Origin of the sequence: Thioclava litoralis, assembly GCF_045278885.1 — a bacterium.
Taxonomy (GTDB): domain Bacteria; phylum Pseudomonadota; class Alphaproteobacteria; order Rhodobacterales; family Rhodobacteraceae; genus Thioclava; species Thioclava litoralis.
Genome location: NZ_CP135443.1, coordinates 1,806,775 through 1,831,422, shown reverse-complemented (window position 1 = coordinate 1,831,422; position 24,648 = coordinate 1,806,775). Strand labels below are relative to the sequence as shown.

Sequence of the window (24,648 nt, the reverse complement as noted above, 5' to 3'; positions counted from 1 at the left end):
TTCTGTCAGACGCCTAGATAGACGGTGTCGCCGTCCAGCTTGACGGGGAATGTCTGGGTCTGGCCCTCATCGGCACCCTGAGCGGCGCCGGTTTCAAGCGAGATCACCCAGTTGCAGATCGGGCATGTCACAAGGCCGTCATGCACGATCCCTTGGCTCAGCGGCCCGTTATCATTCGGGCAGCGGTCTTCCAGCGCGAAGAGCCGGTCGTCGCTGGTACGAAAGACGGCAATGCTGGTATCGCCCTTGATAACGCAGCGCGCGCCAAGGCGGGGGATTGCGGTCAGGGGGCCGATGGCCACCCAATGCAGGCTGGTTGCGGTGGCGTTCATTCTGCGGCCTCCAGTTTGATTTCTGCCATCGGTTCGATTTCGGCCGCACCGTTACCTGCGACGAATTCGGCCCAAGGATCGATCTGCGCGAATTTCTGGGAATAGACGAAGCGGTCGTAATAGGCGCGGCGTGCATCCGCGTCGTTCACCAGCACGTCCTGAATATGGTCATAGCCAAGACGGTTGGCCCATTTGTAGATGCGTTCAAGGTAGAAGCCCGTCTCGCGATACCATTGCGTCAGCGCTCCGGTATATTCGATGACCTCTTCCTCGGTCGCGACATTCACCAGCTTCGTGGTGCCTTGAATATGCAGGCCCGCCGCGCCGCCATAGACGATCTCGTAGCCGCTATCGACGCAGATGACGCCGATATCCTTACAGGTGGCCTCGGCGCAGTTGCGCGGACAGCCGGTGACCGCCAGTTTCAGCTTGGCCGGAGACCATGCCCCCCAGAGGAACTTTTCAAGCTTGATCCCCAGCCCCGTGCTGTCTTGCGTGCCAAAGCGGCACCAGTCCTTGCCGACACAGGTCTTCACCGTGCGCAGACCCTTCGCATAGGCCGCACCCGAGACCATGCCCGCCTTGTTCAGATCGGCCCAGACGGGGATCAGGTCTTCTTTCTTCACGCCTAAGAGGTCGATCCGCTGGCCGCCGGTCACCTTCACGGTGGGGATGTTGTATTTATCGGCCACATCGGCAATCGCGCGCAGCTCGTCGGGCGTGGTCATGCCGCCAAACATCCGCGGGACCACCGAATAGGTGCCATCTTTCTGGATATTGGCATGCAGACGCTCGTTGACGAAGCGCGAGCGCTGGTCGTCCTCATATTCGCCCGGCCATTCCGACAGCAGGTAGTAGTTGATCGCCGGACGGCATTTGGCGCAGCCCTCCGAGGTCTTCCACTCCAGCGTCTGATAGACGGCCTGGATGGATTTCAGACCGGCCTTCTTGATGGTGGCGCGGACGATCTCATGGCCATGTTCAGTACAGCCGCAGACGGGTTCCACCGCCTTCTGCACGAAGCCTTCGCCCAGAACGGATTTCATCACACAGGCCACAAGGTTCGAGCAGCTCCCGCAGGACGCCGAGGCTTTGGTATGGGCGCGCACATCCGCCAGCGTCGTCAGCCCCTGTTCATTGATCGCCTTAACGATGGTGCCCTTGGAGATCCCGTTACAGCCGCAGATCTCGGCATCATCGGACATCGCCGCCGCCGCCTCGACCGGATCGAAATTGCCGCCACCCTGATGGGCCTGACCGAAGATGATGGTCTGGCGCATGTCTTCGATGCAAGTGCCCGCCTTGAGCATCTCATTATACCAGCCGCCATCGACCACATCGCCGTAAAGCACCGCACCGACGATCTTATTGTCTTGCACGATCAGACGCTTATACGACCCGCGCGAGGCGTCGCGCAGCACGATCTCCTCATAGCCTTCACCGAACTGGCCAACCGAATACAGATCACAGCCCGTCACCTTCAGCTTGGTGGGCGTATCGACATGTTTGAAGCCCGCAATCGGCGCGCCAGCCAGATCAGCGGCAGCGATTTTCGCCATATCGTACAGCGGCGCGACAAGCCCGTAGACCATACCGCCCACTTCGACACATTCGCCCACCGAATAGATCGAGGCATCCGAGGTGCGCATCTGACCGTCGGTGACGATGCCGCGGTTGACCTCAAGCCCCGCCTCTTTCGCCAAACCGGTATTGGGGCGGATCCCCACCGCCATGACCACCAGATCGGCGTCCAGAATGGTGCCATCTTCCAGCTCGACCCCTTCCACGCGGTCGGTGCCAAGGATCTGCTTGGTGTTCGATTTGCAACGCACCTCGATCCCGCGCGCCTCAAGCGCCTGCTGCAGCAGATGACCGGCTGCGGGGTCCAGCTGACGCTCCATCAGCGAGGGCATCAGGTGCAGAACGGTCACCTCCATGCCACGGTTCTTCAGACCGGCGGCTGCCTCAAGCCCCAGAAGACCACCGCCAATCACCACCGCACGGCCACCACGGGCCGCAGCCGCGATCATGTTCTGCGTGTCATCAAGGTCGCGATAGGCCAGCACGCCTTCCAGCTCATGCCCCGGAACGGGGATGATGAAAGGGTTCGAACCGGTGGCAATGACCAGCTTGTCGTAATGCACGACGCGGTCCTTGGCCGAAGTCACGGTCTTGGCGTCACGGTCGATGCCGATGATGCGCTCGCCCATATGCAGCGTCACGCCGTGGCTGGCATACCACTCCTCGGAATGGATGATGATGTCTTCATAGGTCTTGTCGCCTGCCAGAACCGGCGACAGCATGATGCGGTCATAATTGACGCGCGGCTCGGCGTTGAAGATGGTCACGTCGTAAAGATCCGGCGCGGTCTCGAACAGATGCTCCAGCATCCGGCCCGGAGCCATACCATTTCCAACAATGACGAGTTTCTGCTTGGTCATAACGAACCCCTAATGGCATGCGACACGATGGTCGCGGCGAGTGAGTTCGGGAGTGAAGCTGCATGAACGGGCAGGCATCATCCCGCATTCTGAAGAAGATCAGTGCGAAATGCAGCGCCATTGCCGCAGGCCCCTAGGGGCATTTTCGGAAGATACCGCGCCTTTGCGGCAGCTGGCCTTTCAGCAGGCCTTGAACAGATATTTACGAAATCATCCCGATTCCGCCAAAAGATTTCTCGTTGCTCGCTGGATGAAAGCCGAAAAACAAGGAGATGCCCGCTTTGAATGCATAAATTTGATGTATTATCGGCGGATAAGATTACTTTCTTGGCAGAATAAAAAAGCCGGACCATTGGTCCGGCGTATTTTCAGATGGAACAGGGTTTATCCGGCGATGGCTTTGCGGGCGGCTTTTCTGGAAAGCGCGGCTTTGGCCTGTTTCGGATAGCGGATCAAGATCACCGCCGGACTTTGCAGGCCCTGCGCTGCGATGTCTTCCGACAACCGCCCCAGCGTCATATGGCCTTGGCGCTCATGGGCGGTGCTCACCGACCCAACGACATCCACCGCGCAATCGGGCGGTACGCCCGCTTTCAGCAGATCCCGCTGGATTTCGGCAGCGCGTTCGACCGCCATATAAAAGGCCATCGACGTGCCGGGCCGTGCGAAACGGGTCCTGTCCGAAGGCGCATCCCCCGGACGGCAGGTGCCGGTGGTCAGCACGAATGTATCCGTCTCGCCGCGTTCCGTAAGCGGGCGGGTCAGGCTGGCGGCAGCCGCCGAAGCGGCTGTAATACCGGGTATGATCTCGACGGGAATATCTGCGGCGCGGGCCGCATCGATCTCTTCGCTGGCCCGGCCGAAAATCGACGGATCACCGGATTTCAGTCGCACGACACGCCGCCCCTTGCGGGCTTCTTCAACGATCAGCTGGTCGATCTTGTCCTGCGGCCACGTGCAGGCCCCCACGGCTTTGCCGACATAAACGGTTTCGACGCCCTGCGGAATGATATCAAGCACCTCGTCAGAGATCAGCCGGTCATAAAGCACGATATCCGCCTGACGGATACGGTCGATGGCGCGCATGGTCAGCAGATCCACCGCCCCCGGCCCGGCCCCGACCAAAGCGATATGCCCCGTCTTGCCACGGGCCTTGCGGCGCTGCGCCAGAAGCCGCTGCGGGCTTTTGGCCCCTGCATCGATATTGACCAACCCAAGCCCGATACCGAACCACCGAACGCGATCACGCAGGGCTAACGGAATGCTCATCATAGTCACGGTCCCTCAAAAAGAAAAAAGCCGACCGATCGCGATGCCTTGGCACCCGATCAGGCAGCTTTGCCCGGATTTTACTGGAGATCAGCGCGACGCCATTGCCGCTTTCCTTCCCTTACGAAAGACACAGCCCTGCCGCAACGATCTTGCGGCAGGGCGCGTGGCAAACAGGTTTGCGGTGCTCGTTTTGCCTGCAAAATAAGCGATCAGTCCCGATTTTTCAGCTCTTGCCGAAGCACGACCCCCCAGCCCACCAGACTGAGAAGCGCCATCGCGAACCATGTAATAGCATAGCTGAGATGGGAATTGCGGAATTTCACCACCGTCTGCCCGCCGCGCGGGAAACCTTCGGGATCGGTCAGATCCTGATCGATGAAATAGGGGGCGGCATTTTCCAGCCCCTTGGTCTGGGTGATCGATGCAATATCGCGACGATACCAGACACCATCCTGCGGGCGATCCTTCTGGCTGAAGAGCCAGCCGTGATCCTCGCTCAGCCGCAAAAGGCCGGTGATATGCTGCACGCCCGCGGGGGCCACACGGCTTGCGGGGGATTTCTTTTCCTCGGGCACGACGCCGCGGTTGATCATGACGATCGTGCCGTCATCGCGCTTGAGTGGCGTCAGCACCCAATATCCCGGTCCGAACATGGAGGGGGTATAGATCTGCACTTCCTGATCATTCAGGAAGGTGCCGGTGACCGCGACATGGCGATATTCATCCCCTTCGCGGGTCAATCCGGCCCAAGCGTTCGGGCCGGGGGCGGGCACGGGCGCGGCGGCCACGCGGCTATCCACCCGCGCGATCAGATCAAGCTTCCAATGCAGACGATGCACCTGCCAGATCCCCAATGACATGAAAACTGCCACAAACCCTGCGGCGAGGATGGTCGCAATACTCAAACGGACCCAGCGAATATTCCTGCTCATGGTGGTCATCCTCAAATGGAAGCGAGCTGCAGATAGCAAAACGGGGCCAGTTTCCCGGCCCCGTCTTTTGGGAGATGCGCCTCGGATCAGCCTTGCTGGTTCTGGAGGTTCATCATTTCCAGCATCTGTTCCTGGCTGGGCATCGGCATCATGTTTTCGTTCATGTTGTGCATGACCCAGAGCGAGCCTGCCAGAACGATACACAAGATGATGATCGCCAGAACGCTGGCTGCCAGCGTCCAGCCCTCTTCAACCGAGCGGTTGACATGGAGGAAGTAGACGAGGTGCACGATGATCTGCACCGCGCCCAGACCCATGATGATCCCGATGATCGTGGTCCGCGACATCTCGACGTCAGCCATCACCAGATAGAAGGGGATGATCGACAGGATGACCGCCAGAACGAAGCCGATCATCAGCTGCCCCATGGTGCCATGCGAATGCGAGCTATGTTCAGCCATTAGACGAGCCTCACGAGATAGACAAAGGAGAAGACGCCGATCCAGATCAGGTCGAGGAAGTGCCAGAACATCGACAGGGTCGACAGGCGGCGCATATTCGCCTCGATCAGGCCGTGCTTACGAAGCTGGAAGACCAGAGTGATCAGCCAGATCGACCCGAAGGTCACGTGCAGACCGTGGGTCCCGACCAGCAGGAAGAACGCCGACAGGAAAGCGGAACGGTCCGGCCCTGCACCGATATGGATCAGGTGGTGGAATTCGTAAAGTTCGATGGCAAGGAAGCCTGCACCGAACAGAACGGTGATGATCAGCCACATGATCGTGCTGCCCAGCTTATGGGCAGTCGCGTTCAGCATGGCCACGCCGAAGGTGATCGACGAGATCAGCAGCAGCGCGGTTTCCCACGCCACCAGACCCGGCTCGAACAGATCTTTCGGGCCCGGACCACCGGCATAGTTGCCACCAAGAACGGCATAGGTCGCGAACAGCGTGCCGAAAATGATGCAGTCCGACATCAGGTAGATCCAGAAGCCGATCGGCGTCGGGCTCACATGATGATGGTCCTGATGATGGTCCGGACCTTCCGGCCCCTCGATGGGGCCGGTGATGGGGGTATCAAGCATCGTCATGCGATATTTCCCTTTGCTTCGGTTTCCGCGATTTCTTCTACGGGGATGTAGTAATCACGGTTGTAGTTGAAGGTGTGGTAGATCGTGTAGCCAACGAGGCCGACGAAGCTGAGAACAGCCAGCCACCACATGTACCAGATCATTGCGAAGCCGAAGATGAAGGCCAGCACCGAGATCACAAACCCTGCGGGCGTGTAATGCGGCATGTGGATCGGCTGGTAGTCGGTCGACCACTTGAAGCCTTCCTGCTTCATGCGCCAGAACTCGTCGATGCCGTGGACATGGATGTCCTGCGGGAAGTTGTACTTCGCGGGCGGGGACGAGGTTGCCCAGTCAAGGGTGCGGGCATTCCACGGGTCCGAACCGCATGCCAGTTCTTTGCGCTTGTAGATCGAGTAGGCGAAGTTCGCGAAGGTGAACAGGATGCCTGCCAGAATGAACAGCGCGCCGATGGCTGCGATCACGAAATAGGGCTGCCACGAGGGATCCGAATATTCGTTGATCCGGCGGGTCACACCAATGAGGCCAAGCGCGTAAAGCGGCATGAACGCAAGGTAGAAGCCCACGAACCAGCACCAGAAGGAGGCTTTGCCCAGACCGTCATGCAGCTTGAAGCCGAAGGCTTTCGGCCACCAGTAGTAGACGGCTGCATAGATCGCCCAGACAACGCCACCGATGATCACGTTATGGAAGTGCGCGATCAGGAACAGCGAGTTATGGAGCTGGAAGTCAACCGGCGGGATTGCCAGCATAACGCCGGTCATACCACCGATGGTGAAGGTCACGATGCCGCCGATCACCCAGTACATCGGGGTCTCGAACCGCACGCGGCCTTTGTACATGGTGAAGATCCAGTTGAAGATCTTCACACCGGTCGGCACGGCGATAACCATCGTCGTGATCCCGAAGAAGGTGTTCACGGCTGCGCCCGAACCCATCGTGAAGAAGTGGTGCAGCCACACGATGAAGGACAGAACCATGATGCAGCAGGTTGCCCAGACCATGGTCTTGTAACCGAAGAGCGGCTTGCCGGAGAAGGTCGAAACCACTTCCGAGAAGATACCGAAGCAGGGCAGGATCAGGATGTAGACTTCCGGGTGACCCCAGATCCAGATCAGGTTGATATACATCATCGCGTTCCCACCAAGGTCGTTGGTGAAGAAATGCGTGCCAAGATAGCGGTCAAGCGTCAGCATAACGAGGGTCGCGGTCAGGACCGGGAAGGCCGCCACGATCAGAACGTTGGTGCACAGCGCGGTCCAGGTGAAGACCGGCATACGGAACAGCGACATGCCCGGCGCACGCATCTTGAAGATGGTGGCGCACATGTTCACACCCGAAAGCGTTGTCCCGATACCCGCGATGTTCAGCGCCCAGAGATAGTAATCCATCCCCGGTCCGGTCGAATAGGCAGCGCCCGACAGCGGCGGGAAAGCCAGCCAGCCGACGCGTGCGAATTCACCGATGAACAGCGAGATATTGACCAGAAGCGCACCGGCCACCGTCATCCAGAACGAGAAGTTGTTCAGGAAGGGGAAGGCCACGTCGCGGGCACCGATCTGCACGGGCATGACGAAGTTCATCACACCGGTGATGAAGGCCATAGCCACGAAGAAGATCATGATCACGCCGTGTGCGGTGAAGACCTGATCGTAGTGGTGCGGCGGAAGGTAGCCCTCTGCCCCGCCCGCAGCCATTGCCTGCTGCGCACGCATCATCAGCGCATCGGCAAAGCCGCGCACGAACATGATGAACCCGAGCACCATATACATGATGCCGATCTTTTTGTGGTCGATGGTGGTGACCCAGTCGGTCCACAGCGGCTTCCATGCCTTGAAATAGGTCATGAGCGCCAAGAAGATAATCCCGGCCACGGCCACACCCGCGAAGGTCGCGATGAGGATCGGCTCGTGATAGGGAATCGACGAAAGACTTAGCCGCCCGAAAATCGGCGAAATCGTCTCATGCGTCGTTTGAGCGACTTCAGTTGACATTAGTTTTGTACTCCTGGTTCGGGAGGCAGAGGCCATCGGCGCTAAGTGCGACCTGAGCCATCAGCTTGCGCGCGTCCAAAGCAGACATATGCTCTTCGGACGTGTCGGCCGGAAGGCTGATCAGGTTGCCATGACCGTCGATCGAACGCTCCATGTCATATTCGAACAGCTGCTTCGGCAGACCGATCTGACCATGCTCGCCTTCGGAAGATTTATCGTCCTCTTCGGCTTTCGGCATCATGTCGCGATGCATGTCGAGCATCATCATCTCGTTCATGCAAACTTTGTTCTCTTCGACACAAAGCCCGACAATGCGATTGAAGAGATTGTCTTCGACCGAATTGTAATAGCTGATCGGGGCGGCGATCGAGGGCTGCTCAAGCTGCAAGTAAGATGCGCGGGTCAGAGGCTGACCTTGTGCTTTTGCTTTTTCGACCCAAGCATCGAAATCGGCGTCGGTCACGGAATGCGTGGTGAACGTCATTTTCGAGAAACCGGGGCCCGAATAATGGGCAGAACGCGACTGGAAGTCACCGGTGGTATCGGCGATGAAGTGCAGTTGCGTCTCCATACCGGCCATCGAGTAAACCATCCCCGTCAGCGCCGGAACCCAGAACGTGTTCATCACGGTCGAGCCGGACAGCTTCATGTTGATCGGGCGCCCTTCCGGGATCACCAGTTCATTGACAGAAGCCACACCTTGTTCGGGATAGATAAAGAGCCATTTCCAGTCGAGCGATACCGCTTCGACTTCCACCGGCGCACCCATGTTTTCGGTGTGGTCCAGCGGACGATAGGGGTCCAGACGATAGGTATAGATCGCCAGGAAGACGCCAAGGATAGCGACGATAATGATGGGCGCACCCCATACGATCACCTCGAGCTTGGTCGAGTGTGCCCATTCGGGTTCGTAATCGGAGGTGTCATCACGGTCATGACGGTATTTCCACGGGAAATAGACGGTCATGACGATCACGGGAACGATGATCAGCAGCATCAAAACTGTCGAGATGAGCAGCAGATTTCGTTCTTGCACAGCGACCCAGCCGCTCGGTGCGAGAACTTCGTACTGACATCCCGCCAGAGACGCTGCCGCCAACAGCATCAGGGGGAGTTTGAAGTGTTTCAACAATGCGTGCCTCTTGCAGCTTTGCAGCTTCGGGCATGCAATGCAGCACCCTCGCCGCAATTGGTAGTAAAAGTCGTGACCACATGCCATGAGCATGTCGCCAAGACAAGACTATTGCCCGCATTATGCATCACGGCGCCATTTCGCGATGCGACATTCCGACGCGCTGCATTAGGGCATGCTTTGGACTAGCCGATTCTCTTTTTCGAAAACCGGCGGCGCGAATCATGTATCACAAAAGTGTAACGAAGCGTGAATTCTGCTAAGCAAGCGAATGTAAAATATAACAATTTTGAAAAATCACCCTGTTTTTGTTCATAAAATTTTTCTTGATCGCAACGACATCTCCACCTCTCCTAGATGTGGGTTGACAGAATTGATCTAGCGCAAATCAAGCCGATTATCTGCCCCTGCCCCGCGCCGGAGATACGGTTTTCAACTCACAGTTTTTTGATAAAATTGCATATCCGATATGCGCTAAGCTCATGGCAATTCCCGCTCTACGTCCGAGATTTGCGCAAATCGGCCCGTGACGGCTTCCCGTCTCACTCAACAGTGAAAATTTGCACAGACCATTCTGCATCGGGACGGCTTGACGAAACCTCAATCTCGATCTTTTTTATCAAGAAATAACAGGCCGCGCTCCGCTGACCCCATATGCACATCATACGCACCGGCCTTCCGTCTTTAGTAAGGATTATAATGACCGACCTCGATAGCTTGCCCCGCATTGAACGCCAGCGCCACGAACTTGTCCGCCGGACCCTCACCGTCTCGGAAGCCCGCGCCCTGACCCCGCATATGATCCGCATCGTGCTGACCGGCCCCGAGCTGGAGGGGTTCACCTCGACCGCGCCGGATGACCATTTCAAACTGATGATCCCCGATGCGAATGGCGAGAAAGCGATGCGCGATTATACCCCGCGCCATTTCGACCCCGAAACCCTGTCGCTGACCGTCGATTTCGCCCTGCATGAAGCGGGACCGGCCACGCTTTGGGCGAAATCCGCCAAAGTTGGTGATACCGTGATGATGGGCGGGCCGCGCGGCTCGCAAAACATCACCGGCCCGATCCAGCGCTGGGTTCTTATCGGGGACGAAACCGCCCTGCCCGCCATCGCGCGGCGCCTCTTCGAGATGGAGGCCGGAACGCCGGTGACCACGCTGGTCGGCGTGCCGGAAGCCGCAGACGAACAGGACATGCCGACCAAGGCAAACCACCTGCCGCTCTGGGTCCATCGCACCGATGCCACCGACCCCGCGCCCCTTCTGGAACAGCTCAAGCAGATTCCGCTGGGCGAAGGCACATTTGTCTGGATCGCCGCCGAGGCGTCCGTGGCCCGCGCGCTGCGCGACCACCTGCAACAAAACGGCCATCCCCTGCCCTGGATGAAGGCCGCAGGCTATTGGGTGGCCGGACAGGCCGATGCCAGCGACAAATCGCTTTAAAGCTTCAGCTTTACATCAGGTTCATATTGAAGGATTCCAGAGAACGCGTTTACCGCTTTTCTGGAGTCCATCATGCGCAGCTTTTTCTTTCGTTACGCCACGCCCCTGATCACCGGGCTATTTCTGGTATCCCTCGTTTCCGGCGTTGCCCTGTTTTTCCATTGGCAGATGGGCTGGTTCCACAGCATGCACGAATGGCTGTCGATGGTGCTGATCGTGCCCTTCGTCCTGCATCTGTGGCGCAACTGGCGCCCATTGATGAATTACATGAAGAAGGCCCCTATGGCGCTGGCGCTGGCCGCATCTTTGGTGGCCGCTTTGGCCTTTGCCATTCCGGCCACTTCGGGGACCGGCACCGCCAAAGGTGGCCGTCCGCCGCAATTCGCGCTGGCACAGAAGCTTCTGGAGGCGCCGCTATCGGAAGTGGCACCGGTGCTTGACACCACCCCTGAAGACATTCTGGCCCGTCTGACGTCGGCAGGCTACCAAGGCACCGCAGACCAGTCCGCCACCCAGATCGCCGAGGCGTCGGGCACCAGCGCCGACACTGTCGCGCGCCTGCTGATGCCATAAGCCCCTTGATGCCCCCGCCCTGTGCTTTGGGCAGGGGCCGCCCCCCTCGCCGCGAAGGACATGCCCCATGCGTATTCTGCTGATCGAAGACGACAAGAGCCTTGGCAGCGCCGTAAGCGACCAGATCCGCGCCGACGGCCATTCCCTCGACTGGGCGCAAACGCTTGAAGAAGCGCGTGATCTTACGAGGATTTCGCGCTTCGACCTGCTCTTGCTGGACCTGATGCTGCCGGACGGGCGGGGCATCACCTTCCTCAAGGACCAACGCAATGCCGGCAATAGCGTGCCGGTGATCATTCTGACCGCGCTCGATCAGGTCAGCGACAGGATTGCCGGACTGAATGCCGGTGCCGATGACTATCTGGTCAAGCCGTTCGATCTGGACGAACTGTCCGCGCGTATCGGCTCTGTGGCGCGACGTTATAGCGGCAATCCGAATCCGATGATCGAGCTTGCCGATCTGAGCATTGATCTGCCCGCGAAATCGGTGAGCCGTGACGGGCAGCCTGTCACGCTGACCGGTCGCGAATGGGCGCTGTTCGAAGCTTTTCTTGGCCGCCCCGGCCAGCTTCTGTCCAAGGCCCAGCTTGAAGAGGCGCTTTACAGCTTTGATGACGAGATCGGCTCGAACACGATCGAGGTCCATGTCAGCCATCTGCGCAAAAAGCTGGGGCGTGACCGTATCCAGACAGAACGCGGTCTGGGCTACCGGCTGGTAACGCAATGACCCTGCCGCATTCTCTGGGGCTGCGCATTGCCCTGCTGATCGGTGCGGGCATCACCGTGCTCTGGCTGGTCGCGGCCATCGTCACGGCGGGGCTGATGAGCCACGAGATGAACAGCGTCTTTGACCGCGAACTCAGCGCGACGGCGCAGCGTATCCTGCCTTTCGCGCTGCGCGAACAGCGCCTGCGCGCCCGCAATGACGGCACCGAGACCGACGAGCCCTCCCGTCAGAAAGGCACCCGAGACGAGGCCCTGACACCCCCCAATGGCCGTCTCTGGCCACCGCCGCCGCCCGAGAGCCGTGCCATTGCGCGGCTGGATGAACGCCCCGATACGGTCGAATTTGTCGTGCGCAATCAGGCGGGCGAGGTGCTTTTGCAAACTGATGGCAGCAAGGCGATCACGCTGCCCGCCCGCATTGGTGCGGGATATGTCACGGTGCCCGGCTACCGGCTTTACACCGATATCTCGCGGCGGGCGGGGCTGTCGATCACCGTGGCCGAGCCACTGGACCATCGGCAGTCGGTGCGGCGCAATATGATCGTTCTGCTGTCCCTGCCGCTGCTGATCGCCCTGCCCTTCGGCCTCTCCGGCATTTTTCTGGCGGTGCGGCGCGCGCTTAATCCGGTGCGCAGTCTGGAGCGCGCTCTGGCCAGACGCGGCCCGCAAAATCTGGACCCACTGGCCAGCGATGGCATGGTCACCGAATTGCGCCCGATTGCGGCGGGCATCAACGGATTGATCAACCGGCTCAGATCGGCCTTCGAGTCAGAGCGCAGCTTTGCCTCGAACGCGGCGCATGAAATGCGCACCCCTGTGGCCGGAGCGATCGCGCAGGCCCAGAGATTACGTGCCGAAAGCAAGGATCCTGTGGCGATCGCCCGCGCCCTCGAGATCGAGAGCGGGCTGAAGCGGCTCTCGCGCCTATCCGAGAAGCTGATGCAGATGGCACGGGCCGAAGGCGCAAGGCTGCGGGTGGAGGAGAAAACCGATCTGCGCATGATTCTGGATATTCTTCTGGACGACATGCGTCGCGCCGATCCGCAATTTGCCGCAGCGATTACGGTAGAGCGTCCCGCCACGCCGGTGATGAGCGACCTTGACCCCGATGCCTTTGCCATTCTGGCCCGCAATCTTATTGAAAATGCACGCAAACATGGTCAGGGCGAGATCGGTATCGCACTGCAGCCGGATGGCCGTTTCTCGGTGCAGAATGATTGTGCGCCCCTGCCCGCCGACCAGCTTGCCCGCATGTCGGACCGTTTCGCACGCGGCGACGGAGCAGGCGACGGCACAGGGCTGGGCCTTGCGATCGCCCATGTCATCGCCGAGCGCGCAGGGGCCGATTTGTCACTTTACAGCCCCATACCTGATCAAAAACGCGGTTTTATGGCCGTTTTTTCCGGTTAGATCACCCGTTATGAGCATTTTAGCCAATTAGCTAAACATTTTTTAGGGTCCGCCCCTTACCCAAGGAAATCAAGCCGACGGGAATCATCCCCTTGGTCTGTTTTGCTTGAAAGGTGTGTCATGACGTTCGGTGCAATGCTTTTCTCCGGCGCAGATTCTGCGCCCTGCCCATATATGCCCCGCCCATATACGTCCCGTCCGTGCACGGCCCGCCCCCGCTCGGGCACAGCGGCGCGCGGCCTGCCACCCGACGCAGATCAACGGCAAAACACGCGCAGAGCGACGACAGGCAATGCGCGCCCCGATGGTGTCCCCTTCGCACAGACCGCCGTCCAGAACTAAGAGGCCAAGGACCATATGAAACCCTTCTCCAATATCCGACGCTTTCTGGGGGGCATTGGCCCCCGTCTGGCCTTTAGCCAACTGGCTCTTGTAGGCATTCTGGGAAGTGCCATCGGTATGGCCTGGATGAACTTCCAGCACTTCTCGCTCAGCATGGACAGGCTCAGCGAAAATCGCGTACCGGATCTGCGCAATACAAACGATATCATGGTGGCCACCAACCGGTTGCCCGAAATCATCACCGCCTTGCTTCTGGCCGACACACCCGCTGACATAGAGCAGGTGCTGAGCACGTCGGACCAGCAATTCAAGGCCTTCATTGCCCTGACCCAACAGCTGTCGCAAGAGGATGCCGCCCTGCTGGACCGGCAGGTGGCCGCCTTCCAAGGCAATATCGACACCCTGTCGACCGCCCGCGAGAATGCAGCGCAGGCACATGCCACCATGCGCGACAAACTTGCCAAGCTGGAACTGCTGGTATCGCAACTCGAACTGATGGGCACCCCGCAAGCCCGTGCCGATGCCCAGGCGCTCCTACGCCAGATTGTGAGCATTTCCTTCGAAGGCGAACTGATCGGACTGGACCGTCATAAAGCGGCGATTGAAGGGCAGACGAAGCTGCTGATCTTCAGTCTCGGGCGCGGGTATGAGGATGATGTCGCCACCCTGAACACGATAATCGATCCTAACACCGGGGTGATCGCCCAACGCGGTCTGGAACTCTCGGCGCTGCAAGAGGCCTCGGATGCGGCGACTGCGGCACTCAAGACGGTTTCCCAACTCAGCGAAACGGCCGAAACCGTCAGCGATAGGGCTTTGGACGAGGTGAGCGAAAGCGCGAACACTCTCAATAGCGCGACGGATCGTGCCACGCGGATGATGGAAATGGCCACCCTTGCCGCGATCGTCGTGCTGGTGCTGACCATCGGCTTCTTGCAGTTTGTGCTGGTTCGCCCGCTGCGGGATCTGACTTCGCGGACCCGCAAACTGGCTGAAGGTGACACCGATGCGCTAGAGGGGGCGAAGCGTCGCGCAGGCGAATTGGGCGCGATGCGCGAGGCGCTTGAAACCTTCCGTCAGAACATCGTGGCCAACCGCGCCCTGGAAGAGCAGCAACGCGAAGCTCGGGCACGCGAAGCTGCCGAACGTGAGGCCGAAGCCCAGCGCAAACTGGATGCCGAACGCGCCGAGATGGAGCGTCAGACCCGCGAGACGCAGGAACGGATGGAGCGCGAACAAAGCGCCGCTGCCGAAAAACAGCGCCTTGCCGCACAGGCCGAGGCCGAGACTGCGGCCCGTAATGCGGAACAGGCGCATGTGGTCCGGACATTGGCAGAGGCTTTGGGCCGCCTGTCGCATGGCGACCTCACACGCCGCATCGACACCGCCTTCCCCGACAGCTATGAGGCGCTGCGCACCGATTACAATCGCACCATCGACTCTCTGAGCCATCTGGTCGGGTCGATCCAGACCAGCGTGAGCCACATCCTGAACAACTCGGCCGAGGTCAGTCAGGCATCCTCGGATCTGTCCCACCGCACCGAAAGCGCGGCGGCCACTCTGGAGGAAACCGCCGCCGCAGTCGAAGAACTGGCCGCCAACACCGCTTCAGCCGCCGAAAACAGCCGCCGCACGGAAAAGATCGTGGACAGTTCGAAATCCGAGACCCTTGCCTCGCGGGAGATCATGGCACAGGCCGTTGCCGCCATGAACTCGATTGCGGAAAGCTCGAACCGGATCACACGGATCATCGGGGTCATCGACGACATCGCCTTCCAGACCAACCTTCTTGCGCTGAATGCGGGGGTCGAGGCCGCAAGGGCGGGAGATGCCGGACGTGGCTTTGCCGTTGTCGCCTCGGAAGTACGGGCTCTGGCGCAGCGGTCCTCGGAAGCGGCCAGCGAAATTGGCGGGCTGATTTCGGAAAGCTCGCAAAGTGTCACGGTCGGGGTGGATCTGGTGGGCCAGACAGACACGGCCCTGCAACGCATCGCCGATTCCATTGCCGCGATCGCAACCAATGTCTCCAGCGTCGCGAATTCGGTGGAAGAGCAGTCGCATGCCGTGCGCGAGATCAATTCGGCCACCGCCCAGCTTGACCAGATGACGCAGCAGAATGCCGCCATGTTCGAGGAAACATCCGCCGCGAGTCTGGCTTTGTCCCAAGAAGCACAGACGCTGAACGAGGCCATCACCCAGTTCCGTGTGAGCACGGCGCAGGACACGCGGTCTCACGCGGCCTGAATGGCGATGAACTGGTGGGGCACGCCCCACCAGTCCCGTCAGGCGCGGCGGCGGGGTGCGTTCTGATCCTGCCGCCACGGGCAGTCTTTCGGCTCTTCCAGCTCGGTCTTGATCTGCGCCCATGTCAGCACGGTAAAAAACACCGAACCGCCCAGAACATTGCCGATAAGTGTGGGCAGGGTAAAACCCGACAACGCCTCCACGATGCCCATCTTGCCCGCCAGAATGACAATCGTCGCCTCGGTCGATCCCGCCACCACATGGGTAAACTCGGCAGTGGCGATGATCCAGGTCACCAACACGATCATCAGAAGCTTCGACTGACGCGCATTCGGCAGCATCCAGACCAAAGCGGCAATCAACCAGCCCGCACCGATGCCGCGCAACATGGTTTCCATCCACGGGAAATGGGTGGCCTCTTCGGAGAGGTCCAGCACCGCCTGCCAGAGTGCGGGGTCGTAGCCGCGCGTCAGATACATCACCGACCCGAACAGCATCGCCCCTATCAGGTTGAACAGAAACACAATCCCCCAAAGGCGCGCCAAGCGTTTGAACACATCGGCACAGGGTTCGTCCAGGGCCGGACAGACCGCCGTGATCGTATTCTCGGTAAACAGCTGCATCTGCCCCATGATCACGATCACAAAGCCGACCGTATAGCCGAAATTCTCGATCAGGGGACGCCAGTCCGTTTCCGGCAGATGCGCGCGCAGCAGGCCTTCGGTGAAGACCGAAAACCCGATTGCAATCCCGGCAATCAGTGCCGACATCACCAGGGCCGAGGCCGGACGCATCAGCTCCTCGATACCCGACCGCCGGATCGATTCAAATATCGCGGGCGGGCTCATCGCCCCTGTCTGCTCGATCGCGCGTAATTCGTGCTCGTCGAAAGAGCCTTCATGTTTCTTCTCCGCCTGCGCCTGATCTGCCGCCGCCTGTCCATCTTCCGCCACGTCTTGTTCCCCTTGAACCCGCTGCACTCACGCAGAATTTCACTCGGGTGAGGAACGTTAGCCGGTGCAAAATCGTTCCGGCTGTCGCGATGCGTGCTATAGATTGTCGCATACAGGCTTGTGCCATATCGCCCGTCGCGGCACAAAATCCAAAGCCTTGCGCGCAGGGAGATTGCATTATGAAGCCAGAAGATTACAGCCATTCGCCCATTTCTGCCGATTCCGGCACGCCCGCCTACAAGCGGCCCGCAGGCGGCTGGGGGTCTTTGGAAGGGGTCGCGCGGATCATGAAAAAAGAGCCGCCAACCCCTTTGGCGCTACAGATCCTTGCCAAGCTGAACAAGCAAGGCGGGGCCATGTGCTCGTCTTGCGCATGGGCAAAACCCGCCAATCCCGGCACATTCGAATTTTGTGAAAACGGGGCGAAAGCCACGCTATGGGAACTGACCACCAAGAAAGTCGGTCCGGCATTCTTCGACCAGCATAAGGTGGCCGATCTGCGCAAATGGTCGGACCACGATCTGGAATATGCCGGACGCCTGACCCATCCGATGCGCTATGATGCCGCAAGCGACACCTATAAACCCGTCGCCTGGGATCAGGCCTTTGCCGAGATCGGGCAGGAACTCAAGGCCATCGCCCCCGACGAGGCGGTATTCTATTCCTCGGGGCATGCGGCGCTGGAGCCGTCCTATCTTTATGCGTTGATGGCGCGGATCTATGGCACCAACAACCTGCCGCAATCCTCGAACATGTGCCACGAGACGACCTCGGTCAATCTCAACACCTATCTCGGCGTGCCGGTGGGCACCTGCACCTTGGAAGATTTCGACCATTGCGATGCGCTGTTCTTCTTTGGCCAGAATACCGGCACCAATAGCCCACGGCTTCTGCATACGCTCAAGCTGGCGGTCGAGCGCGGCTGCAAAGTGGTCACGTTCAATCCGATCCGCGAGAAAGGGCTGCTGGAATTCACCGACCCGCAAAGCCCGAAACAGATGGTCATGGGCAAAGCGACCAAAATCTCGGACCACTATTATCAGGTGCGCCCGGGCGGTGATATCGCCGTATTGGCGGGCATGATCAAATATGTTCTGGCCTGCGAGGACGCCGCCCCCGGCACCGTGCTGGACCATGCCTTCCTTACAGACCATACACAGGGCGTGGACGAGGCACTGGCCGAGATCCGCATGATGGACTGGGCCGAAATCGAGCGCCACTCGGGCCTGAGCCGCGCGATGATCGAGGAAGCGGCCCAGATCTATGTCAGCGCCAAACGGGTGATCGGTGTCTATGGCATGGGGCTGACCCAGCATGTGAATGGCTGGCTGAACCTTGGGATGCTAGTCAACCTGCTGCTTTTGCGTGGGAATATGGGGCGCTTGGGAGCGGGGATCTCGCCTGTGCGGGGGCATTCGAATGTGCAGGGCCAGCGCACCGTAGGCATTGGTGAAAACCCCGCCCTCTTCCCGCTTGACCGACAGGAGGAGATGTTCGGCGTCACCCTGCCCCGCGAACGCGGCATGAATATCGTCAAGGCAGGCAAGGCGGTGATCGAGGGCCGTGTAAAGGCCACCATCGCGCTTGGCGGCAACCTCTTGCGCGCCATGCCCGATATCGAACGGCTGGAAGAGGCATGGGGCAGCCAGAACCTCACGGTCTCGATCGCGATCAAGCTCAACCGGTCGCATCTCAATCCGGGCAAGGTGTCCTATATCCTGCCCTGTCTGGGCCGCACCGACGAGGACCTGCAAAATGGCGTGCCGCAGGTGCAGACGGTCGAGGACACCATGAGCCATATCTTCGCCTCTCTGGGCCGCGCCAAACCGCCAAGCGACCAGCTGAAGTCAGAACTGGCGATCATCACCGGCATCGCCAAGGCCATCCTGCCTGAAAACCCCACCCTGAAATGGGATGACTGGACCGCAAATTACGACCATGTGCGCGATCTCATCGCCGCCACATGGCCCGCGCAATTCCACGATATGAATGCGCGGATGAGCCAGGCGGGCGGCTTCTATCGGGGGAATGCGGCACGGGAACGGCGCTGGAACAACGCCGCCGGAAAGGCGCTGTTCACCACGCCGACCACCTTGTCGGCATTGGGGCAGCAACCCGGAGAAACCGCGCGCGGTCAAAGCTATACGCTCAATACGATGCGCTCGAACGATCAGTTCAACACCACGATTTACGGCCATTCCGACCGGCTGCGGGGCCTGTCCGGCTCGCGTATGGTAGTGTTGATCAATCGCGGCGAGATGGCGCGCGCCAGCCTGACAGAGGGCCAGAAGGTCACGCTGGTCTGTGATATTGACGACGGGCGCGACCGCCGCGTGTCGGGGCTCAGCGTCACCGCATTCGATCTGCCTGATGGGTGCATCGCGGGCTATTACCCCGAGCTGAACCCGTTGATTCCGTTGGAACATCACGAGATCCGCTCCGGCACGCCCGCCTATAAGGGGACCCCTGTGCGCATCATCCCCGAAGCGCCAGCCTCCTAAATATCGGGCGCTGGTCCAAGCGGATCAGGACGCGGTCGCGCGGCTTCAGCCCCCGCGCGACCCCGGACAGCCTAGACCGCCGTCATCATCCCTTGCGCAATCACCGGCCCTGTCGCCACGCCTGCAGGTGCGCCCCCCAAAGGCTCGTCGGTAATCGCGAAAGTGGCCCCTGCCAGCATCGGGCGCAGGTTTTCGGGCATCGGCATCTGCGCCTCGCGATTTTCAGGCATCAGCCCCAACGAGATCGGCGCCTGCCCGCGCGGGATCAGCCAAAGCTCCATCGAACGATCTGCCGCATGTCTGACGCCGTCCATCTGCACCAGACGGACATCTCCGGTGCCGGTATCATATTGCACCTGCACCAGAAGGCGGTCATCCGCCCCCATCAGCTCGGCCTGCATTCCGGCGGTAAAGCCATGCAGCGCCGGTGCCGTCAGAATGCGCAGGATATTGGGCACGAAGAAAGTCGCCGTAATCCCCAGCGCCACCACGCCACTGGCCAGCCAGCCCCAGAGCAGAACGGATTTCCGGCTGGTCTTGCCGCCGATCTGTCCCATCAGCCTGCGCTTGAGCGCGGCAGGGGGAGCCGCTTCGGGAAAGCTGTCGGACAGCGCGGAAAGCCGCGTCTCCCATGCGCGCAAAGCGGTGCGCAGCGCGGGATCATCTTGCGCGCGCTTGGCAAAGGCGGCCTGTTCCTCGGGGGAAAGCAGGCGCAGCGCCTGTTCGGCGGCCAGCAGATCGTCATCGGAATCGGGCGCGGCACTCATTGGCTCATGCAGTCCTTCAGCTTCATCAGGCTCCGGCGCAGCCATGTTCGCATCGTGTTCAGCGGCACGCCATGCCGCTCGGCCAGATCGGCATAGCTATCGCCGCGCAGATAGGCCCCGCGCACCGCATCGGCACGACCATCTTCCAGCCGCTCAAGGCAGGAGCCGATCCGTCGGGCCTCCGAATGTGCAATCAGCACCGCTTCGGGATCGGGGCGGCCATCGGAAAGATCGGGCATCTCGTCAACGTCGGTGCGCCCCTTCTGGCGCTTGCGCAACCGGTCAATGGCCAGATTACGTGCCAGCGTGATCAGCCATGTCATCGGGCTATGCCCTGTGGCGCTATAACGGTCGGCCTTGCGCCAGATCCGCAGGAACACGTCCTGCAAAGCGTCTTCGGCCTCGGCACGGTTGTCGAGGATGTTTAGGCAGACGCCGAACAGCTTGGCGCTTGTGGCATCATAAAGCGCCGAAAACGCCGCGCGGTCGCGCAGGACAATACGGGCAATCAGCCCCTCGATCTCTTCGGGCGTCGAGACCCTGCCGCCGACCGCTCCTGTGGTCTTGCGCGGGGCAGTCCCGCTGATCGTCTGCATGGACCTCATCCTCCCTGAGCGGTCGGGCCATTATCTAAGGCCCTGCGCCCTTATGTCCATGAAAACCTTACAGGTCATCCAGCCCGATATCGACGCAGGGCGCGCTTTGGGTAATACGTCCGACCGAGATGAAATCGACGCCGGTTTCCGCCTTGGCGCGGATCGTGTCCAGCCGCACCCCGCCCGAACATTCCAGCGGCACGCGCCCGCCCACCAGCCTGACCGCCGCGCGCATCTCGTCATTGCTCATATTATCCAGCATGATGACATCGGCCCCCGCCGCCAGCGCCTCGTCAACCTGCTCCAGACGGTCGCATTCGACCTCGATCTTGGTCAGAACGGGTGCTGCCGCCTTGGCGCGTGCCACCGCCAAAGTGATCGATCCGGCCACCGCGATATGGTTGTCTTTCAACATGATGCCGCCATCAAGGCTGAGGCGGTGGTTGCGCCCGCCGCCACAGGTGACCGCATATTTCTCAAGCCCGCGCAGCCCCGGCGTGGTCTTGCGCGTATCCACCAGAAAGGCCCCCGTTCCCTTGATCTCGGCCACATAGGCGGCGGTCAGCGTGGCAATGCCGCACATCCGCTGCATCAGGTTCAGCGCGACACGCTCGCCCGTCAGGATCGCCTGCGCATTGCCCTGAATAATGGCGAAAGTGGTGCCCGCCTCGATCCTCTCGCCTTCCTCGGCCAAAGCCTCCAGCTTCAGTTTCGGGTCCAGATGGCGGAACACCCGCGCGGCCATCGGCAGCCCTGCCAGCACCATATCCTCGCGCGCGTTAAAGGCGAACCGCCCCTGCGCGTCCTCCTCCACCATGATCTTCGCGGTCAGATCGAACTGGCCACAATCCTCATCGAGCCAGAGCGCGATCTGGGCGTCAAGCTTGCGCATATCGTAAAGCATCGGGGTCCTCCTCCGGTTTGCCGGTTTCTACCCTGTCATGCGGCCAAGCAAAAGAGGCCGAAAGGCCAAAGAAAAAGGGGGCGCTATCGCCCCCTCTTATGGATCATTCTGCCGCATAGGCCTCGGGCGGCGGGCAGATGCAGATCAGGTTGCGGTCGCCATGCACATTGTCCACACGCCCCACCGGCGGCCAGTATTTATCCTCGCGGAACGACCCGGGCGGGAAGCAGCCCGCCTCGCGCGTATAGGCGCGGTCCCATTCGGCCACGAGGTCTTCAACCGTATGCGGGGCATGGCGCAGCGGGCTGTCTTCCGCCGAGATCTCGCCATTTTCCACCGCCCGCACTTCCTCGCGGATCGCCAGCAGCGCCGTGATGAAGCGGTCGATTTCCGCCTTGGTTTCCGACTCGGTCGGCTCCACCATCAGCGTGCCCGCCACGGGGAAGGACATGGTCGGCGCGTGGAAACCGTTATCCACCAGACGCTTGGCCAGATCATCCACCGTCACGCCCACTTCGGCAAAGCCGCGCGTATCAAGGATGCACTCATGCGCCACACGGCCACGATTGCCCATGAACAGGATCGGGTAATCCCCTTTCAGGCGCGAGGCGATGTAATTGGCATTCAGGATCGCCACACGGGTCGCCTGCGCCAGCCCCTCGCCGCCCATCATCAGGCAATAGGCCCATGAGATCAGCAGGATCGAGGCCGAGCCATAGGGGGCCGCCGACACCGTGCCATCCGTGCCTTCTTCGGGGTGACCGGGCAGATAGGGTGCCAGATGCGCCTTCACGCCAATCGGCCCCATGCCCGGACCGCCGCCGCCATGCGGGATGGCGAAGGTTTTATGCAGGTTGAGGTGGCTGACATCCGAGCCGACCTCGCCCGGTTTCACCAGACCCACCATCGCGTTCATATTGGCCCCGTCCAGATAGACCTGACCGCCGTGCTTATGGGTGATCTCGCAGATCGTGCGGACGGTTTCCTCGAAGACGCCGTGGGTCGAGGGATAGGTGATCATGCAGGCCGCCAGATTGGCCCCTGCCTCCAGAGCCTTGGCCTCGAAATCCTCGATATCCACATCGCCATTGGGCGCGGATTTCACCACCACGACCTTCATACCCGCCATCTGAGCGGAGGCCGGATTGGTGCCATGCGCCGAGACGGGGATCAGGCAGATGTTGCGATGCTCTTCACCGCGCGCCTTGTGATAGGCGGCAATGGTCAGAAGCCCCGCATATTCACCCTGCGCGCCCGAATTGGGCTGCATGGAGAACGCGTCATAGCCGGTGATCTCGCACAGCTTTTCCGTCAGATCGGCAATCGCCTCATGATAGCCCTCGGCCTGATTGCGCGGCGCAAACGGATGCAGCGAGCCGAATTCCGGCCAGGTGATCGGCATCATCTCGGCGGCGGCATTGAGCTTCATCGTGCAGGACCCAAGCGGGATCATCGCGCGATCCAGCGCCAGATCGCGGTCCGAGAGACGGCGCATATAGCGCATCATCTCGGATTCGGCGCGGTTCATCTGGAAGACCGGATGGGTGAGGTAATCGCTTTCGCGCACCAGCGCCTCGGGGAAGCCACGCTCGACCTCTGTGGGCGCGGGTTCGGTGATGCCGAAGGCGTCCAGCAGGCGGGTCAGCACACCCTCATCGGTGAGCTCATCGACCGAAATCCCCACGCGGTCGGTGCCGACCTTGCGCAGGTTCAGCCCACGGTGACGGGCGGCGGCCATGATGCCCTGCTGACCCACACCCACGCGCACGGTCAGCGTGTCAAAAAAGGCTGCGGGCTGCACATCGGCCCCTGCCGCCACCAGCGCATCGCGCAGGCGCACCGCATGGTAATGCACGCTCTCGGCTATCGTCTTCAGGCCCATCGGACCGTGGAAGACGGCATAGAAGGACGCCATCACCGCCAAGAGAGCCTGCGCGGTACAGACATTCGAGGTCGCCTTCTCGCGGCGGATATGCTGTTCGCGCGTCTGCAGCGCAAGGCGGTAGGCTTTATTGCCATTGGCGTCGATCGACACGCCCACAATCCGCCCCGGCATCGACCGTTTGAACGCATCGCGGCAGGACATGAAGGCGGCATGCGGGCCACCATAGCCCATCGGCACGCCAAAGCGCTGCGCGGAACCCACGGCAATATCGGCCCCCATCGCACCCGGCTCTTTCAGCACGCAAAGCGCCAGAAGATCGGTGGCGACCACGGCCACGGCCTTGGCCTCATGCAACGCCTCGCATTGAGCGGTGAAATCACGCACATGGCCCAGAGTGCCCGGATATTGGAAGATCGCGCCGAAGACCTGATCGGCGACCAGCTCTTCCGGCTCGCCCTTGAGGATCTCGATGCCCAATGGCTGCGCACGGGTCTCGATCACGGCAATCGTCTGCGGGTGGCAGTTGATATCCACAAAGAATGCCTTGGCCTTCGACTTGGCCGAACGCTGCGCCATGGCCATCGCCTCGGCGGCCGCAGTTGCCTCATCCAGCAAGGACGCATTGGCCACCGGCAGGCCGGTCAGGTCCGAAACCATCGTCTGGTAGTTCAGCAGCGCCTCAAGACGGCCCTGCGCGATTTCGGGCTGATAGGGCGTATAGGCCGTATACCAAGCGGGGTTCTCAAGGATATTGCGCTGGATCGCGGGGGGGGTGACGGTGCCGTAATAGCCCTGCCCGATCAGCGAGGTCATCACGCGGTTCTTGCCCGCCACCTCGCGCATTTTCTCCAGCAGGCGGTATTCCGACAGGGGCGCCCAAGACAGCGCGTCCTTCTGGCGGATGCCCGCAGGCACGGTCTCGTCGATCAGCTGATCAAGCGTCTGCACGCCCACCACCTTCAGCATCTCGGCCATTTCCGAAGGGCTGGGGCCGATATGGCGGCGATTGGCGAAATCATAGGTATTATAGGCGGAAGGGGTAAAGGGCATAGCGCAGCACCTGTTCCAATAGGGGAGACGTCCGGCCCGCAACATGCGGACCGATAGA

Annotated in this window: 20 protein-coding genes; 7 read left to right on the top strand and 13 right to left on the bottom strand. The window is 60.6% G+C overall.

Features of this window, described 5'->3' with window-relative positions; all coding sequences use genetic code 11:
- Positions 1–5: 5 nt before the first annotated feature.
- Positions 6–332 carry a nitrite reductase small subunit NirD gene (nirD, locus tag RPE78_RS08935; RefSeq protein ID WP_406720338.1) on the bottom strand — a complete coding sequence of 109 codons (327 nt, stop codon included), beginning with the start codon at positions 330–332 and terminating at the stop codon, positions 6–8.
- The gene (nirB, locus tag RPE78_RS08930; protein ID WP_406720336.1) at positions 329–2,773 is read right to left on the bottom strand and encodes a nitrite reductase large subunit NirB; all 2,445 of its coding nucleotides are present in this window, start codon (positions 2,771–2,773) and stop codon (positions 329–331) included. Before nirB ends, nirD begins: the two co-directional genes overlap by 4 nt.
- 52 nt (positions 2,774–2,825) lie before the next feature.
- Between nirB and RPE78_RS08925 the strand changes: the two genes are divergently transcribed.
- Positions 2,826–3,221, top strand: a complete 396-nt coding sequence (locus tag RPE78_RS08925; protein ID WP_406720335.1) for a hypothetical protein — start codon at positions 2,826–2,828, stop codon at positions 3,219–3,221.
- On the opposite strand, the gene cobA is transcribed toward RPE78_RS08925, so the two are convergent.
- The 6 genes from cobA to cyoA form a co-directional block, all read right to left on the bottom strand.
- On the bottom strand, positions 3,158–4,045 hold the full coding sequence (gene cobA, locus RPE78_RS08920; RefSeq protein WP_406720334.1) for a uroporphyrinogen-III C-methyltransferase: 888 nt from the start codon (positions 4,043–4,045) through the stop codon (positions 3,158–3,160). The two genes, RPE78_RS08925 and cobA, sit on opposite strands and share 64 nt — an antisense overlap.
- Positions 4,046–4,254: 209 nt before the next feature.
- Positions 4,255–4,977, bottom strand: coding sequence for an SURF1 family protein (locus tag RPE78_RS08915; protein ID WP_406720333.1), 723 nt, complete (start codon positions 4,975–4,977; stop codon positions 4,255–4,257).
- An 86-nt stretch (positions 4,978–5,063) separates the two neighbouring features.
- Positions 5,064–5,438: a cytochrome o ubiquinol oxidase subunit IV gene (gene cyoD, locus RPE78_RS08910; RefSeq protein ID WP_339109148.1), complete on the bottom strand. Its 375-nt coding sequence runs from the start codon at positions 5,436–5,438 to the stop codon at positions 5,064–5,066.
- On the bottom strand, positions 5,438–6,061 hold the full coding sequence (gene cyoC / locus RPE78_RS08905) for a cytochrome o ubiquinol oxidase subunit III (RefSeq protein WP_339109478.1): 624 nt from the start codon (positions 6,059–6,061) through the stop codon (positions 5,438–5,440). The genes cyoD and cyoC overlap by 1 nt, the downstream gene beginning before the upstream one ends.
- 2 nt (positions 6,062–6,063) lie before the next feature.
- Complete coding sequence (gene cyoB, locus RPE78_RS08900) at positions 6,064–8,061, bottom strand: cytochrome o ubiquinol oxidase subunit I (protein WP_339109147.1); 1,998 nt, start codon at positions 8,059–8,061, stop codon at positions 6,064–6,066.
- Positions 8,051–9,166: a ubiquinol oxidase subunit II gene (cyoA, locus tag RPE78_RS08895; protein WP_339109477.1), complete on the bottom strand. Its 1,116-nt coding sequence runs from the start codon at positions 9,164–9,166 to the stop codon at positions 8,051–8,053. The genes cyoB and cyoA overlap by 11 nt, the downstream gene beginning before the upstream one ends.
- 726 nt (positions 9,167–9,892) lie before the next feature.
- Here cyoA and RPE78_RS08890 point away from each other — a divergent pair.
- The 5 genes from RPE78_RS08890 (at position 9,893) to RPE78_RS08870 (ending at position 15,934) form a co-directional block, all read left to right on the top strand.
- On the top strand, positions 9,893–10,639 hold the full coding sequence (locus RPE78_RS08890) for a siderophore-interacting protein (RefSeq protein WP_339109146.1): 747 nt from the start codon (positions 9,893–9,895) through the stop codon (positions 10,637–10,639).
- Between the two features lie 72 nt (positions 10,640–10,711).
- Complete coding sequence (locus RPE78_RS08885) at positions 10,712–11,212, top strand: DUF4405 domain-containing protein (protein ID WP_339109145.1); 501 nt, start codon at positions 10,712–10,714, stop codon at positions 11,210–11,212.
- Positions 11,213–11,279: 67 nt separating this feature from the next.
- Entirely contained in the window at positions 11,280–11,939 is a 660-nt protein-coding gene (locus tag RPE78_RS08880; protein ID WP_339109144.1) for a response regulator, read from the top strand.
- Complete coding sequence (locus tag RPE78_RS08875; protein ID WP_406720332.1) at positions 11,936–13,348, top strand: sensor histidine kinase; 1,413 nt, start codon at positions 11,936–11,938, stop codon at positions 13,346–13,348. The genes RPE78_RS08880 and RPE78_RS08875 overlap by 4 nt, the downstream gene beginning before the upstream one ends.
- Positions 13,349–13,705: 357 nt before the next feature.
- Entirely contained in the window at positions 13,706–15,934 is a 2,229-nt protein-coding gene (locus tag RPE78_RS08870) for a methyl-accepting chemotaxis protein (RefSeq protein WP_406720331.1), read from the top strand.
- Between the two features lie 38 nt (positions 15,935–15,972).
- Here RPE78_RS08870 and RPE78_RS08865 read toward each other — a convergent pair whose 3' ends face one another.
- Positions 15,973–16,887: a formate/nitrite transporter family protein gene (locus tag RPE78_RS08865; protein ID WP_406720330.1), complete on the bottom strand. Its 915-nt coding sequence runs from the start codon at positions 16,885–16,887 to the stop codon at positions 15,973–15,975.
- A 179-nt stretch (positions 16,888–17,066) separates the two neighbouring features.
- On the opposite strand from RPE78_RS08865, the gene RPE78_RS08860 reads away from it, so the two are divergent.
- The gene (locus RPE78_RS08860; RefSeq protein ID WP_406720329.1) at positions 17,067–19,388 is read left to right on the top strand and encodes an FdhF/YdeP family oxidoreductase; all 2,322 of its coding nucleotides are present in this window, start codon (positions 17,067–17,069) and stop codon (positions 19,386–19,388) included.
- Positions 19,389–19,459: 71 nt separating this feature from the next.
- On the opposite strand, the gene RPE78_RS08855 is transcribed toward RPE78_RS08860, so the two are convergent.
- The 4 genes from RPE78_RS08855 to gcvP form a co-directional block, all read right to left on the bottom strand.
- Positions 19,460–20,155, bottom strand: coding sequence for an anti-sigma factor domain-containing protein (locus RPE78_RS08855; protein ID WP_406720328.1), 696 nt, complete (start codon positions 20,153–20,155; stop codon positions 19,460–19,462).
- Positions 20,152–20,751 (bottom strand): sigma-70 family RNA polymerase sigma factor, encoded by a 600-nt coding sequence (locus RPE78_RS08850; protein ID WP_406720327.1) that lies wholly within the window; start codon positions 20,749–20,751, stop codon positions 20,152–20,154. Before RPE78_RS08850 ends, RPE78_RS08855 begins: the two co-directional genes overlap by 4 nt.
- A 67-nt stretch (positions 20,752–20,818) precedes the next feature.
- Positions 20,819–21,655, bottom strand: coding sequence for a carboxylating nicotinate-nucleotide diphosphorylase (gene nadC / locus RPE78_RS08845; RefSeq protein WP_406720326.1), 837 nt, complete (start codon positions 21,653–21,655; stop codon positions 20,819–20,821).
- A 103-nt stretch (positions 21,656–21,758) separates the two neighbouring features.
- The gene (gene gcvP / locus RPE78_RS08840; protein ID WP_406720325.1) at positions 21,759–24,590 is read right to left on the bottom strand and encodes an aminomethyl-transferring glycine dehydrogenase; all 2,832 of its coding nucleotides are present in this window, start codon (positions 24,588–24,590) and stop codon (positions 21,759–21,761) included.
- Positions 24,591–24,648 lie beyond the last annotated feature (58 nt).